The 15,267-nt window shown below is 43.0% G+C and carries 7 protein-coding genes, 1 tRNA gene, 3 rRNA genes, 2 pseudogenes and 2 CRISPR repeat arrays (1 of these 15 running past the window's edge); of the genes and pseudogenes, 4 read left to right on the top strand and 9 right to left on the bottom strand.

The window, feature by feature from the left end; translation table 11 throughout:
- Window positions 1–139: 139 nt before the first annotated feature.
- From ACWA5Z_RS05715 to ACWA5Z_RS05680, 8 genes are all read right to left on the bottom strand, one after another.
- Window positions 140–409: a hypothetical protein gene (locus ACWA5Z_RS05715; protein ID WP_431050617.1), complete on the bottom strand. Its 270-nt coding sequence runs from the start codon at window positions 407–409 to the stop codon at window positions 140–142.
- A 241-nt stretch (window positions 410–650) separates the two neighbouring features.
- Window positions 651–766: ribosomal RNA gene (gene rrf / locus ACWA5Z_RS05710) — 5S ribosomal RNA — on the bottom strand.
- 214 nt (window positions 767–980) lie between these two features.
- Window positions 981–4,432 (bottom strand): 23S ribosomal RNA (locus ACWA5Z_RS05705).
- A gap of 306 nt (window positions 4,433–4,738) precedes the next feature.
- Window positions 4,739–4,814 (bottom strand) — tRNA-Glu (locus tag ACWA5Z_RS05700).
- Between the two features lie 75 nt (window positions 4,815–4,889).
- Window positions 4,890–6,429, bottom strand: a 16S ribosomal RNA gene (locus ACWA5Z_RS05695).
- Together the 16S, 23S and 5S rRNA genes with 1 tRNA gene alongside form the textbook arrangement of a ribosomal RNA operon.
- 391 nt (window positions 6,430–6,820) lie before the next feature.
- Window positions 6,821–8,197 (bottom strand): C4-dicarboxylate transporter DcuC, encoded by a 1,377-nt coding sequence (gene dcuC / locus ACWA5Z_RS05690; protein ID WP_431050615.1) that lies wholly within the window; start codon window positions 8,195–8,197, stop codon window positions 6,821–6,823.
- Between the two features lie 3 nt (window positions 8,198–8,200).
- Window positions 8,201–9,343: a M20 family metallopeptidase gene (locus ACWA5Z_RS05685; RefSeq protein WP_431050613.1), complete on the bottom strand. Its 1,143-nt coding sequence runs from the start codon at window positions 9,341–9,343 to the stop codon at window positions 8,201–8,203.
- Between the two features lie 260 nt (window positions 9,344–9,603).
- Window positions 9,604–10,242 carry a TfoX/Sxy family DNA transformation protein gene (locus ACWA5Z_RS05680; protein WP_431050611.1) on the bottom strand — a complete coding sequence of 213 codons (639 nt, stop codon included), beginning with the start codon at window positions 10,240–10,242 and terminating at the stop codon, window positions 9,604–9,606.
- Between the two features lie 259 nt (window positions 10,243–10,501).
- On the opposite strand from ACWA5Z_RS05680, the gene ACWA5Z_RS05675 reads away from it, so the two are divergent.
- Together ACWA5Z_RS05675 and ACWA5Z_RS05670 are read left to right on the top strand one after the other, a co-directional pair.
- Window positions 10,502–11,194, top strand: coding sequence for a GDSL-type esterase/lipase family protein (locus ACWA5Z_RS05675; RefSeq protein ID WP_431050609.1), 693 nt, complete (start codon window positions 10,502–10,504; stop codon window positions 11,192–11,194).
- Window positions 11,195–11,211: 17 nt separating this feature from the next.
- Window positions 11,212–11,787 (top strand): sugar O-acetyltransferase, encoded by a 576-nt coding sequence (locus ACWA5Z_RS05670; RefSeq protein ID WP_431050607.1) that lies wholly within the window; start codon window positions 11,212–11,214, stop codon window positions 11,785–11,787.
- A 383-nt stretch (window positions 11,788–12,170) separates the two neighbouring features.
- Here the strand turns inward: ACWA5Z_RS05670 and ACWA5Z_RS05665 are convergent.
- Window positions 12,171–12,614, bottom strand: a pseudogene (locus ACWA5Z_RS05665) (IS256 family transposase, variant Zn-binding type); the annotation flags it as partial.
- Between the two features lie 130 nt (window positions 12,615–12,744).
- Between ACWA5Z_RS05665 and ACWA5Z_RS05660 the strand changes: the two are divergent.
- Window positions 12,745–12,858: pseudogene (locus ACWA5Z_RS05660) on the top strand (IS1595 family transposase); the annotation flags it as partial.
- A gap of 73 nt (window positions 12,859–12,931) precedes the next feature.
- Window positions 12,932–13,319: a CRISPR direct-repeat array (repeat unit 28 nt; unit sequence TTTCTAAACCATCTGTGCGATGGCTAAC).
- A 73-nt stretch (window positions 13,320–13,392) separates the two neighbouring features.
- Window positions 13,393–14,639, top strand: a protein-coding gene (locus ACWA5Z_RS05655; RefSeq protein WP_431050605.1) for an IS3 family transposase whose coding sequence is annotated in 2 segments (ribosomal slippage) — window positions 13,393–13,789 and window positions 13,789–14,639 — 1,248 coding nt in all. Because the reading frame shifts where the segments join, the coding sequence is not laid out codon by codon here.
- Between the two features lie 292 nt (window positions 14,640–14,931).
- A CRISPR array of direct repeats spans window positions 14,932–15,267; the repeat unit is 32 nt; unit sequence GTTTCAACTCACAGCGGCGTATGAGCCGCTGG; it runs 3,661 nt beyond the window's last position.

Here is a 15,267-nt window from a genome sequence, read left to right as displayed (position 1 = left end):
TTTCATTTTAAGATTAATCGTTTCAGTTTTAGGTGGCATAATAGACAAAAAGGTTGAGCAAAGACGACGGCATAGCTTGCCGCAGGTTGTATCGGGAAATTGGTGTTTAACTAACTTGCGTACTCTGAAAATTGCTGCGCTATGAAAAAGGAAAACGCAGCAATATTTGTTGTTGATAACTCTCGACATTAATCGCAACATTCGCACGCTTAGCGTTCAGCAAATTATGAATTTTCAACCAGAGGAAATAAAACAGCGTGGAGAAAAATGCACTGCCGCCTTGTGTATGCCCCATAGTAAAAGGATCGCAAACCAGCGGTTCAACGTTGTCGGTATTCAAGGTGTATCTTAGATTTTTTTGACGCAAATCACGCACGATTAAATTGTGCATTTGGCTGATATTTTGCACATTGGTGATCTAAAAATCTTTGCCTAAACCAATTAAAGTATCGATGCTGTTGGAATTAATATCCTGCGCCGGAATATATGTAATACCTGTCATGTTACCCATTTTTTAATTGATTGTTATCGTTAGATTCTATCGCATTCAATCGGTTAAAACTGAGGGCGGGATCACGATTTATGATCAGATAAACGCAAAAAACCCTTCGCATGACTGCAAAGGGCTTTTGTTCTCTCTATTCAATAATATCCGGCGGTGTCCTACTCTCACATGGGGAGACCCCACACTACCATCGGCGTTACGGCATTTCACTTCTGAGTTCGGCATGGAATCAGGTGGTGCTACCGCACTATCGCCGCCGGAATAATTCGGCTTGATTGTTTTTGCTTCTTCTTACTTTGTTTTGTTCTCTATTTTTTATTCTTTCAGCGTTTCTTTCGCTGTTATTCCTATTCGGTCACAAGCTAATCTGATTCAAACTCCTCGAGCCCTACTCGAGCTTCTTACTTCGCTCTTTCGTCTCTTGTCTTTTCTTACAACTTTCTCTCGGCTTTTGGGTAAAACCCTTGAGCGTTGTATGGTTAAGCCTCTCGGGCAATTAGTACGGGTTAGCTCAATGTATCACTACACTTACACACCCCGCCTATCTACGTCTTCGTCTTAAACAACCCTTACAGTCTTATAGACTGGGAAAACTCATCTCAAGGCAAGTTTCGTGCTTAGATGCTTTCAGCACTTATCTCTTCCGCACATAGCTACCCCGCAATGCTTCTGGCGAAACAACGGGAACACCAGCGGTGCGTCCACTCCGGTCCTCTCGTACTAGGAGCAGCCCCTTTCAATTTTCCAACGCCCACGGCAGATAGGGACCGAACTGTCTCACGACGTTCTAAACCCAGCTCGCGTACCACTTTAAATGGCGAACAGCCATACCCTTGGGACCTACTTCAGCCCCAGGATGTGATGAGCCGACATCGAGGTGCCAAACACCGCCGTCGATATGAACTCTTGGGCGGTATCAGCCTGTTATCCCCGGAGTACCTTTTATCCGTTGAGCGATGGCCCTTCCATTCAGAACCACCGGATCACTATGACCTGCTTTCGCACCTGCTCGACATGTCCGTCTCGCAGTCAAGCTTGCTTATACCATTGTACTAACCTCACGATGTCCGACCGTGATTAGCAAACCTTCGTACTCCTCCGTTACGCTTTGGGAGGAGACCGCCCCAGTCAAACTACCCACCAGACACTGTCCACGACCGCGTGCCGCAGTCTGTGTTAGAACATCAAACCTTAAAGGGTGGTATTTCAACAACGACTCCATATTAACTGGCGTTAATACTTCTCTGTCTCCCACCTATCCTACACATCAAAATTCAATGTTCAGTGTCAAGCTATAGTAAAGGTTCACGGGGTCTTTCCGTCTAGCCGCGGGTACACCGCATCTTCACGGCGATTTCAATTTCACTGAGTCTCGGGTGGAGACAGCCTGGCCATCATTACGCCATTCGTGCAGGTCGGAACTTACCCGACAAGGAATTTCGCTACCTTAGGACCGTTATAGTTACGGCCGCCGTTTACTGGGGCTTCGATCAAATGCTCTCACATCATCAATTAACCTTCCAGCACCGGGCAGGCGTCACACCCTATACGTCCACTTTCGTGTTTGCAGAGTGCTGTGTTTTTAATAAACAGTTGCAGCCAGCTGGTCACTTCGACTGACTTCACCTCTATCCGTTAAGGACTTCAATTACCGTCAGCGCACCTTCTCCCGAAGTTACGGTGCTATTTTGCCTAGTTCCTTCACCCGAGTTCTCTCAAGCGCCTGAGTATTCTCTACCTGACCACCTGTGTCGGTTTTCAGTACGGTTTATGATAAGATAAGCTTAGCGGCTTTTCCTGGAAGTGTGGTATCGGTTACTTCGACTCCGTGGAGTCTCCCCGTCACGCCTCTGATTTAGATGACCGGATTTGCCTAATCATCCATCCTACACGCTTGGACCGGGACTTCCGTCACCCGGATAACCTAACCTGCTCCGTCCCCACATCGCTCTTATCACAAGTACGGGAATATTAACCCGTTTCCCATCGACTACGCTCTTCAGCCTCGCCTTAGGGGCCGACTCACCCTGCCCCGATTAACGTTGGACAGGAACCCTTGGTCTTCCGGCGAGGGGGTTTTTCACCCCCTTTATCGTTACTTATGTCAGCATTCGCACTTGTGATACGTCCAGCAGCCCTCTCGAGCCACCTTCTTCCGCTTACACAACGCTCCCCTACCCAATCAGATGACAGACTTCAGACGTCAGGTTTCGGTGTTTTACCAAAACCTTGTAACATCTTCGCAATTTCTTCGTATTCATTACGCCATCTTTGCCAATCTTGTCCATCTGCATATTTCAAGTCATAACAGTATCTTAACCAAACTCGCATTTCATCAGCACTGCCTATTGCCATGCTAAGAAATCGATTTAAATCCGCTTTAGTACGTTGCCTTGCAAAACCTTCGGCTAAATTTGCACAAATGCTTTTGCTTGCCCGTCTAACTTGGTCTCCTAACGCATATTGCTCTATCTTAGGAAAATCCAAGCTCGCTTGATGAATTTCCAACGACACTTTATAAGCGCGTTGAAACACCTTCAAATCTTCAAACTTGATTGCCATACTGTCTCCTGACATCTGAAATCTGTCATCTGAATGCCGCAGCTTCGGTGCTATGTTTTAGCCCCGTTACATCTTCCGCGCAGGCCGACTCGACTAGTGAGCTATTACGCTTTCTTTAAATGATGGCTGCTTCTAAGCCAACATCCTAGCTGTCTAAGCCTTCCCACTTCGTTTCCCACTTAACATAGACTTTGGGACCTTAGCTGGCGGTCTGGGTTGTTTCCCTCTTCACGACGAACGTTAGCACCCGCCGTGTGTCTCCTAGATAGTACTCTTCGGTATTCGCAGTTTGCATCGGGTTGGTAAGTCGGGATGACCCCCTAGCCGAAACAGTGCTCTACCCCCGAAGGTATTCATCTAAGGCTCTACCTAAATAGATTTCGGGGAGAACCAGCTATCTCCCGGTTTGATTGGCCTTTCACCCCCAGCCACAAGTCATCCGCTACTTTTTCAACAGTAGTCGGTTCGGTCCTCCAGTTAGTGTTACCCAACCTTCAACCTGCCCATGGCTAGATCACCGGGTTTCGGGTCTATATCGTGCAACTCTTCGCCCAGTTAAGACTCGGTTTCCCTTCGGCTCCCCTATTCGGTTAACCTCGCTACACAATATAAGTCGCTGACCCATTATACAAAAGGTACGCAGTCACCCTATCCTCAAGCATACTGCTTTCGGATTGCCGTTTTACTTCGTAAAACGCCCCTTTCACACGCCGATTAATCATCAGTTTCCTGATTGATTTTGGGGTTGACCGTTTTGCTTCGCAAAACGTTAACCGCATTTCAACGTTTTCTATACCACTCTCAATACACTTGAGTGATAGGGCTCCCACTGCTTGTACGTACAGGGTTTCAGGTTCTATTTCACTCCCTTCACCAGGGTTCTTTTCGCCTTTCCCTCACGGTACTGGTTCACTATCGGTCAGTCAGGAGTATTTAGCCTTGGAGGATGGTCCCCCCATCTTCAAACAGGATTTCTCGTGTCCCGCCCTACTTGCTGTTAGCTTAGTACCGTAACTGTGCCTTCGGATACGGGATTATCACCCTCTGCGATTGAGCTTCCCAACTCATTCTCCTAACTCACTTACTATCACTAACGGCTTCTCCGTGTTCGCTCGCCGCTACTTACGGAATCTCAATTGATTTCTTTTCCTCGGGGTACTGAGATGTTTCAGTTCTCCCGGTTCGCCTTGTTAACCTATGGATTCAGTTAACAATAGTAGATTCTTCATCTACTGGGTTTCCCCATTCGGATATCGTGGAGTATTAACGCTTCTTATCAACTCCTCCACGCTTTTCGCAGATTAGCACGTCCTTCTTCGCCTCTGACTGCCTAGGCATCCACCCTGCACGCTTAGTCACTTAACCATACAACCTCAAGAATTTTCAGACCGCACTTTCATTTCAACTAACCACTTTCGTGCCCGTTTCGTTCAGTCCGCTTTCCATTCCCAAAGCCGTCTTCCATTGACTCGTGCGTAAGTTTCCCTACGCTGACCTGCTCAGTGCCTTTTCTCACCAAACAAGCCCAATTCGATTCTCGATTGCTCGATTTTCGAATACTCAGCTCTTACGTCCTCTCGAACGCTTGAGTTCTCTTCAGTTTTTAGCTTGTGTCCAAATTTTTAAAGAACAAATCGGTTTTCACCGATACGATTCAAAAATATCGTGTTATGGCGTCCCCACGGGGATTCGAACCCCGGTTACCGCCGTGAAAGGGCGATGTCCTAGGCCTCTAGACGATGGGGACCGCGACCATAACACGTTATTCTCAAATCTATCAAACAATCTGTGTGAACACCTATACAAAATCATCAGTCATATATAAGGAGGTGATCCAACCGCAGGTTCCCCTACGGTTACCTTGTTACGACTTCACCCCAGTCATGAATCATACCGTGGTAAACGCCCCCCTTCCGGTTAAGCTATCTACTTCTGGTACAACCCACTCCCATGGTGTGACGGGCGGTGTGTACAAGGCCCGGGAACGTATTCACCGCAACATTCTGATTTGCGATTACTAGCGATTCCGACTTCATGGAGTCGAGTTGCAGACTCCAATCCGGACTACGACGCACTTTAAGAGATTCGCTTAAGCTCGCACTCTCGCCTCCCTCTGTATACGCCATTGTAGCACGTGTGTAGCCCTACTCGTAAGGGCCATGATGACTTGACGTCATCCCCACCTTCCTCCGGTTTGTCACCGGCAGTCTCCTTTGAGTTCCCATCTTTACATGCTGGCAACAAAGGATAAGGGTTGCGCTCGTTGCGGGACTTAACCCAACATTTCACAACACGAGCTGACGACAGCCATGCAGCACCTGTCTCTAAGTTCCCGAAGGCACAAGCTCATCTCTGAGCTCTTCTTAGGATGTCAAGAGTAGGTAAGGTTCTTCGCGTTGCATCGAATTAAACCACATGCTCCACCGCTTGTGCGGGCCCCCGTCAATTCATTTGAGTTTTAACCTTGCGGCCGTACTCCCCAGGCGGTCGATTTAACGCGTTAGCTTCGAGAGCCACCCATACAGGCAACCCCCAAATCGACATCGTTTACAGCGTGGACTACCAGGGTATCTAATCCTGTTTGCTCCCCACGCTTTCGCACATGAGCGTCAGTCTTTGTCCAAGGGGCCGCCTTCGCCTCCGGTATTCCTCCACATCTCTACGCATTTCACCGCTACACGTGGAATTCTACCCCTCTCTACAAAACTCTAGATAAACAGTATGAAATGCTGTTCCCAAGTTAAGCTCGGGGATTTCACATCTCACTTATCTATCCGCCTGCGTGCCCTTTACGCCCAGTTATTCCGATTAACGCTCGCACCCTCCGTATTACCGCGGCTGCTGGCACGGAGTTAGCCGGTGCTTCTTCTGTGACTAACGTCAATTGCTCTGTCTATTAAACAAAACACCTTCCTCATCACCGAAAGAACTTTACAACCCGAAGGCCTTCTTCATTCACGCGGCATGGCTGCGTCAGGGTTCCCCCCATTGCGCAATATTCCCCACTGCTGCCTCCCGTAGGAGTCTGGGCCGTGTCTCAGTCCCAGTGTGACTGGTCATCCTCTCAGACCAGTTAGAGATCGACGGCTTGGTGAGCCTTTACCTCACCAACTACCTAATCTCACTTGGGCTCATCTTATGGCGGGCGGCTCGAAAGTCCCACCCTTTAGTCCTAAGACATTACGCGGTATTAGCTACAGTTTCCCGTAGTTATCCCCCTCCATAAGCCAGATTCCCAAGCATTACTCACCCGTCCGCCGCTCGTCGGCAAGAGAGCAAGCTCTCCCCCGTTACCGCTCGACTTGCATGTGTTAAGCCTGCCGCCAGCGTTCAATCTGAGCCATGATCAAACTCTTCAATTCAAGTTCAATCGCTCAACGAATCTCTGACTATAATGTTGAAACCACAAAAGTTTCAATTATGAATTTACTATCAGCACTCATTAAGACTTTAGTTTTTTAAATCTTTAAATTACCAATGCCTTGCACAAGTGCCCACACAGATTGTCTGATATATTGTTAAAGAACAGTCACAATCGTCAGCTTCAAACAGCTGCGTCGTTGTGAGGTGCGCATTATAGACATTCCATAATGCTTTGCAAGGGCTTTTTCTCACTTTTTTGCAATTTATCTTTTGATTGTTCTTTTTTTATACTAAGCATGATTATATTCAAAAAAATTCTGCGTATTTGAAAATATTACCAAGCCTAACCGCAGCCCGTTCATGGGTTGTGTAACCGTCAATATACAATGATTAATGAAATAGGATAAAGGTACCAAATAAAACCGTCAGTAAAGCCAATACCATCGGCACTGCCGTTCTTTTAATGATATCGAACGGCGATACATTAGCCACGCCAGACACAGCCACAATAACCGCAGTAATCGGCGATACGCTACGGGCAATACCAGCAACCAATTGCATTGGGAGTAACATCAACACCGAAGGCACACCGATTGAAGAAGCCACTTTAGGCGCTAATGCAGCAAACGCAAAAAATGGGGCATTCCCCGATCCCATTACCACTGCTGAAAGGGCGATAATCCCCACCATCACTGCCGTCATTGTAAATACGCCAAAGCCCGAATTTTGTGCGCCTGAAATAATAGTATCAATAGCTCCAACCGCAGTTAAGCCCTTAGCGAAAGTTTCCCCTGCGACAATCAATGTGATCACAACCGCAAATTGCTTACCCATTCCGTCAAAAAACACCTGAACATTCGCAAATACCGTTTTCATGTCCCGCTTTCTGATTAATTCAAAAAACATCGCCGTAAACAAACTGATCAACATTGCCGTTACTACATTCATTTTTATCCCAGCAAAGACTAATTTGCTAAATGTTAAAATTAAAAAGAGCGGTAATAGGGGTAAAAGAATATACACAAATGGTGGAATGTCATCCATTGTTACATTCTTCTCAGTAACCTCTTTTTGTTCGGATGCGTCCCCTACCGCTGACTGACGTTTATCAAACCATTTCTGCATAAAAATATGCGCGCCGGCAATCACTAACATCGTTATCACCGCAACCGGAATTTGATAATTGACAAAATAAGCCGCGATATCCACTCCCGCTGTTTTGGAGGCTAAGACTGCATTACCCGAAGCTGGTCCCAAATCAAGACATGCCGTTGTACCAATCACCGCCGTAGCACCTTCCCTACTCACTCCTAAACTGACTAAGATTGGAAATAATGTAATCATTAACAATAATCCCAATCCTGAAGCACTTGGAATAAAAATATTGAGTAATTGCCCAATGATATAAGCAAATCCTAACATCACATAAGGGGCTTTAATTTTTTTTAAGGGTTTTATCGCTGCATTAACTAGGGTTTTACTCGCTCCGATATGATCCATATACCGCGCAAAGCCACCAACCGCCATAATCATCAAGCCCAAATCGGCCGCCCTGGAACTAAAAACCGTTTTGATGAATTCAAAGATATCAAAACCGACCCAACCGGTTGATTTATCTGCGGGTAAAATTTCTCCCAAACCGAATAAAATCGCAAAGCACATGAGAATTATCCCACCGCACATTAAGACAACTTGTGCTTTGTATTTTTTGACAATGAGATAACCAACCCCGACCGTCACAATAAGTGCAAGGATTAAACCAAACATAATTTACGCCTCCTGCTTATTTGATAAACAAAACTTAACCGTTTCATATAACAGTGTCGTACGAGGAATAATTGAGTCCAGCTCTAAGTACTCTTCCGAACTGTGATGCTTACCGCCAACCATTCCCATTCCATCAATAGTCGGCACACCTAAAGCCGCAAAGAAATTCCCATCAGAAGCGCCTCCGGTAGAAACCCACCCAGCCTCAATACCCAGTTTTTGTTTAATTTTGTCAACCTCACGGCAAAATACCAAACTTTCGTCGGTTTTAGCCCAGGGTGGGCGTGTTATCCCACCTTTGATATTAATCCGCACGCCATCTTCGGTGATTACATTGTGTAATGTTTGAATGAAGCCGTCTAATCTTTCAGCTTCTTCCGAAAGCGTAAAACGACAATCTACTTGGATTTTGACATACGCCGGAATAGTATTCGGTGTTGTCCCACCTTCAATAGTCCCTATATTTAATGCAGTTCCTTTTTCAGGTGCCACTTGCTCAAGTAAGATCTGACAAATTTTAATGCAAGCATTGATTGCATTAGCGCCAGCCTCCGGATTTACCGCCGCATGCGCTTCTTTCCCAAAAAACTCGATAATGTATCTAGCAACACCACGGCGTTCATTAACCAGGCTTCCGTTTGCCCTAGCCGCTTCTAATACAATGGCATAACGGGATTTAGCGGCAAATTTTTCTAATAATGGTCTGGAATAAATAGAGCTGATTTCTTCATCCGGATTAAAAATGACACAGATATTGCTATCACCGATTTCATTCTTTTCAGATAGCGTTTTACAAACATAATAGGATTGAATTAGCCCTTGTTTCATATCACAAACACCCGGACCATATGCCCTTTTTCCATCTTGACTGAATGGCCAGGTTGCTAACGTCCCCCGTTTGAACACGGTATCCATATGTCCTGATAGCAATACATCAAAATGATCGGCTTTGCGATTCATACAAATTAGTGCCGAACCTACTGCGGGATCTAAGGGGTGCTCTTCTACTAACCAATTTAACGCTTGGAATTTTTCACGTAGAAATTTAACAATGTCTGCTTTTCCTTGTGGATCATAACTATAAGACTCAATATTAACGATATCTTTTAAATCTTCGATAAAAATATTTCGTTCGACAATAGACATAGCAATCTCCTCATGATGTACGTTATACAACTAAGTTTACATAAAACACCTTGCCGTACAAAAAATAGACAAACATGACGATAAAGAACATAACCTTATGTGTCAAGATGAAAGAGATATTTAATATTTTTAATATATTAATTTGTGATAAAGATCTTTGATTTGCATATTGCATTAATCTATCAATCCGCATAACCCTATAGGTTATGCGGATTGCATGCATATTTGAACATTTTCTTCCGAAATAAAATAGGAATAAACTAGCCTTTCTCCGCTCTCATCCCCTCTTTACGCAAACATAAATTAAGTTTCTCCAATGCCTGCTTTTTTTGCTCTGCCGTCAATAACGAAACCGGTATATTTTTCAGTGCCGCCACTAAGCTCCAATAGAATCCCTGCGTAATAGGAAGTCCTATTTTCTTCATACGGATGTAAGCCATTTCAGCGCCGACCTCACGCAATTGACGTACACTAGTAATGTTGACTTTGCGTAATAATCGTTCATGTTTAAGCTCTAAATTAAATAAGTCTTTCGGACGTTTTTTTTGAGATAATTGAGATTCAAGTTTCGACTGCTGAACTTGTTCAATCGAATGACACAAAATTGATTTATACAATTTATCATTTTGTGTAATTTCAACGGGCAAACAATAATAAAACGACAGTGATAACGCATTATTTCCCTTACGATTTGAGCAAGTCATGGCACCTTCCCGCTCTAAAAATGCAGCTAAACGTCCCTCCGCACGCAAATAAAAAACACCACTTTGCGCAATGCCAAACATATGATTATCCTTATAAAAACCATAACCCGAGAATAAACTCTCTACAGTAATGTTCCCAATTAAACGATTTAGCTTCTCTTTTGTTAAAGACACATATGATTTTGTATTACTCATAAATAAAGTCACTCCATAATCTAATCAAGGTTAATCATCATGAGACACATTAATTTACATTTTAAAATAATGCATGAAGAAAAATGGTTTTTTGTGATCTGTATTCCTAAATTATTTTTAAAACTGGGATCTGCCGTTCAAAAAACAATCGACTCGATTATTTTTTAATCTGCAATTCGCTTCTCTATTCATTGTTTTTTCTTCAAAACTCAAGTAGCATCACTACATGAACTCATAACCTATTCTGGAATAAAGACACATGGCACTAAAAGAGATTTTAACCTTCGTTTCCGACGAACAAAAAGTAGCGGCAGAAGCATTTCTGATCAATTTTAATGCGGAGCGAAGAGAGATGATGACAACCCGTTACAATGCATTAAACCGCTATGCCCGAACAAATCAAATTGTCTTCTTAGGGGATTCAATTACCGAAGAATTTCCAATTAACGAAATGCTGCCGGAGATGACTATTTACAACCGTGGCATTAGTGGTAATGATACTTATGATGTTCTCAAACGCTTACCGGAACATATCTATCCACTACAACCGAAAAAACTTTTTCTGTTAATTGGCGTCAATGATCTAGCAAAATATCCGAATGATCCCCCGCAACAGGTCAGCGAGCGAGTCTCGCAAATTCTTACGTTACTCAAACAGCACTTGCCGCAATGCCAATGCTACTTACTTTCGGTGTTGCCGGTAAACAAATCCCATTCAGCTAAAATTGATCAAGTGATGTTAAGCTTAAGTGATAACCAACGGATTAAAGCGTTAAACAGCCACTTACAAAAAGTAGCGCAAACACACCAAGTGCGGTATCTGGATCTGCACCATCGGTTTTTAAATACTAACGATGAGTTGGAATTGGATTACACCCGCGAAGGATTGCACTTAACCTTAACAGGCTATCAAATCTACTTACAAGCGCTGTTGCCTTATTTGCAAAATTAACCAGTGGAATCGACGAAATGACGACAGAAAAAGAAAAAATGTTGGCAGGGCTGATTTATGACGCCAATAACGATGCCAATCTGATTGCGGAACGGAAAATTTGCAAAGAGCGCTGTTACGATTATAACCAACTACGCCCATCTGCCACTGAAGAGCAACAAACACTGATTCGAACGCTGTTTGGAAAAACCAAAACCCAATTTAGCATCACCGCACCATTTTGGTGTGACTATGGCTATAACATTGAAATCGGTGAAAACTTCTATGCCAACCATAACTTAGTTATTCTGGACGGAGCAAAAGTTACCTTTGGCGATAATGTATTTATCGCACCAGATTGTGGCTTCTATACTGCCGGACACCCGCTTGATGTAGAACGCCGTAATCAAGGACTAGAGTATGCTTATCCGATCACCATCGGTAACAATGTTTGGTTTGGCGGCGGCGTAAAAGTTATGCCCGGCGTCACAATTGGCAATAATGTCGTCATCGCCGCAGGCAGCGTTGTCACCCGCAATATTCCGGATAATGTGCTTGCCGCAGGAGTGCCTTGTCGGGTAATTCGAGAAATTAATGGGAAGGATAAAGCATGAGGTTAATATATTGTTACTATTGGTAATTTTTGTATGGTCATTAATATAGGAAGAACATAGGCATAGTAGACCAAATTGTTGGTAATCATAAAACCAGCTCATTGTTACCAACTCTTTTTATTTAAAAAATCATTTATAAACATTATCTTATGGCTTTTTGTTAATCCATGATGAGCGGATAATTTTCGCTTAAGTTCACTAAATAACCCTTCTAATCTATTTGTTGTATTTTCTATATTTAATTCAGGATACTTCTCAAAGGTAAATAAAAATCTTTATGTCTAATTAAACTTGCATAAGCAGTCCGTACACCACGATGTTTATAAGGGTATTTTCCTTTTTTATCAGGATTATCTGAGCGCTCATTTAAGAATAGTTTATATTTAAAATACTAATATAATGCTTGAGATAAGCGTATTTTTACGGCTTGTTTTGAGGGTTTTAATCACTATTTTTAACGCTTTTCCCGCCGATGATTTTGGCTTGCGCGTTAATTTCCTTATCACTATTGCTACTTGATGAAATTGACACATTTGAATCGGTGCGTTTAAACTATCTTTCAATAATCCACGCTTGCCATCACAAGTAATCGCTTGAATATAAAACCCTTTCTCTCTAAGTTCATTAATGGCTAATCGGTAGTACAACACTTTTTCTGTCGTCACAATTCGATGGTAAACCACCTTTCCGGTTATGCTGTCCATTAAAACAAGTACACCAAAATCATGACCGAAAAATGTGGTATCCATGAGAATATTCAAATGTTTATTAATGGGTAAATTTAGCTGTGTTTTAGGTGCTTTTAATATATGTCTCTGAATAGTTCTTAGAGAACAATGATATTTATCGGCAAGTTGTTTATAAGTCTGTTTTCCAAGCGTGTAATCAAGCTAAATTTTATTTGTTCTGATTTTTTCGGACTGTCCTAGATAACTAAAATTTTCCAGGATAGTGCTTATTAGAAAAAATCGATTAAGTTAGTATAAACAGAGCCGTTTAATTGAGTTATTTGTTGCAGGCGCAATAGTGCGTCTTGCAGCTCAATTAGTCGGCATAAATAAAAACATAGCCGTATAATGGGTTAAAATGGAAAAATGGAAATAGGGCAATTATCTAGGGCAGTCACAAAGTTAATATTAGGTTGGTTCTAAATCATCTGTGTAATGGCTAACCTCGATGACAGCAAATACGAGAACATCAACAATTTCTAAACCACCTGTGTGATGGCTAACGCGTTAAAAACATTCTTTTCTGCCCTATGAAATTTCTAAACCATCTGTGCGATGGCTAACTCCTCTCGCTCTTTGGTATCAAATTCAAAATATTTCTAAACCATCTGTGCGATGGCTAACTACATATCTAAATACACCCCACATACATATCTTTTCTAAACCATCTGTGCGATGGCTAACTAGTGTGGGGAATTAATCGAGTCCCACCCGACTTTCTAAACCATCTGTGCGATGGCTAACACTTTTTAGTGATAGTACTATCATCTTCTTTTTTTCTAAACCATCTGTGCGATGGCTAACCGATTTTAAAACGGCTTTTATCTGCACCCCAAAAGTTGGACTGCAAAACCAACTGACTAAGGTGCAGATTTTTATGACTAAATATACCCAAACATTTAAACAACACACAGTTGATTATTACTTTCAACATGCGGGCTCAGATGGCTTGCGAGTCAAACATACTGCCCGAAAATTTACCGTCGAAGAAAAGCTTCAAGCCGTCAAATTAGCCCGACAAGGGCTGTTCTCCCTTGAACACATCGCCTTAACCTTGGGTATCTCAGGAGGCACTGTTATTTCTAAATGGTTGCAACGTTTCAAACAATTTGGCATAAATGGACTGATTGATAAGCCCAAAGGACGACCAGCCGTGAATAAACCGAATAAATCGAAAAAACACGTTAAGCCATTAACGCCGTTAAAACAATTAGAACAAGAAAATCTGCGTTTGCGTGCGGAGAATGCCATCTTAAAAAAGTCGATGGAGTTATCCCTGAAAGACGAAGCCGAAAGGCAGAAATTGTTAAAGCCTTAAGCGGTGATTTTCCGCTTAATTTATTATTAGATATCATTAAGTTAGCCCGAAGCACTTATTTTTACCATCAACAACCGAAGACAGATAAAGAGGCCGATTTAAAAGCGGAAATCCGTCAAATTAAACGAGAGAATCCGCAGTATGGCTATCGCCGAGTGACATTGGCACTCGGTACGGTCAATCACAAAAAGGTGCAACGTTTGATTCAGATGATGGGCTTACAGGTGAAAGGGAGGAAAAAACGGAAATATTGTTCTTACAGAGGCGAAGTGGGTCGAATTGCTGATAATCTGTTAGTACGTCATTTTACGGCGGAAAATGCTTACGAGAAATTAGTGACTGATGTGACGGAATTCAAAGCAAAAGACGGCAATAAAGTGTATTTATCGCCAATGTTAGATTTATTTAACAATGAGGTGATTGCTTATCAACTTGGTCGTCGTCCAAACAGGGCGCCGGTTGAGCAGATGTTGCGACAAGCCGTGAATAAGCTCCCGAAGGAGGCAACGCCGATATTACATTCAGACCAAGGCCGGCAGTATCAAATGCCGTCTTATCGCAATATATTGGCAGATAATCAGATTCAAATCAGTATGTCGAGAAAGGGAAATTGTTTGGATAATGGCGCAATGGAAAGTTTTTTCGGCAGGCTGAAGACAGAATGTTTTTATGTTCGGCAATTTGATACGGCAGATGACATTGAGCAGGCGGTTCATCAATATATTGAGTATTACAATACTGAACGAATTCAAGTAAGATTAAAAGGATTAAGCCCGATACAATATCGAACTCAATCCGTTCATTAAGCAGTCCAACTTTTTGGGTCAGATCAAATTTTAGATTAATAAAATTGATTTAAATAGCACTACTGAGAAGAGGGCAACAGCGAAATTCACCATCTCATTTCAATACACACTTTCATAGGCAAGAATCTTCGTCCTATTATAAAATTTCATTATAATTCAGCGTTTCAATTCACACTTTCGTGAAGGAGCGACACACTTTTCCGTAGACGCGAAAATGTTTTCTCTGTGTTTCAACTCGTACTTCAATAAAGGCTCGACAAATTCAAGGATGGCGCGGAGTGTATAATAAAGCGTTTCAACTCACAGCGGCGTATGAGCCGCTGGCACCTCCGCCCGTTGATAATGGGTCGAATACAGGGTTTCAACTCACAGCGACGTATGAGCCGCTGGACAATCTGTGATTGACAGTCGTCAAAATGTGCTGTTTCAACTCACAGCGGCGTATGAGCCGCTGGGTCATTGCCGTTTTCATCTGCACGCTGATTGGCTGTTTCAACTCACAGCGGCGTATGAGCCGCTGGAAGTCCACCCCAATTTTAAGCCGTCAGTAGTATAGTTTCAACTCACAGCGGCGTATGAGCCGCTGGTTGCCGTCCTGGTAGCTGACTTTGCCCAAGACCGGTTTCAA

The sequence above is a fragment of the Testudinibacter sp. P80/BLE/0925 genome (assembly GCF_053570785.1).
The sequence above is the reverse complement of the archived record's forward strand: the minus strand, read 5'-3'. Positions and strand labels throughout refer to the sequence as shown.

Bases quoted from the DNA above. Each gene is read 5' to 3' on its own strand.
- ACWA5Z_RS05675 (WP_431050609.1), top strand. From the start codon at position 10,502: ATGGCACTAAAAGAGATTTTAACCTTCGTTTCCGACGAACAAAAAGTA.
- ACWA5Z_RS05680 (WP_431050611.1), bottom strand. From the start codon at position 10,242: ATGAGTAATACAAAATCATATGTGTCTTTAACAAAAGAGAAGCTAAAT.
- dcuC (WP_431050615.1), bottom strand. From the start codon at position 8,197: ATGTTTGGTTTAATCCTTGCACTTATTGTGACGGTCGGGGTTGGTTAT.
- ACWA5Z_RS05685 (WP_431050613.1), bottom strand. From the start codon at position 9,343: ATGTCTATTGTCGAACGAAATATTTTTATCGAAGATTTAAAAGATATC.
- ACWA5Z_RS05670 (WP_431050607.1), top strand. From the start codon at position 11,212: ATGACGACAGAAAAAGAAAAAATGTTGGCAGGGCTGATTTATGACGCC.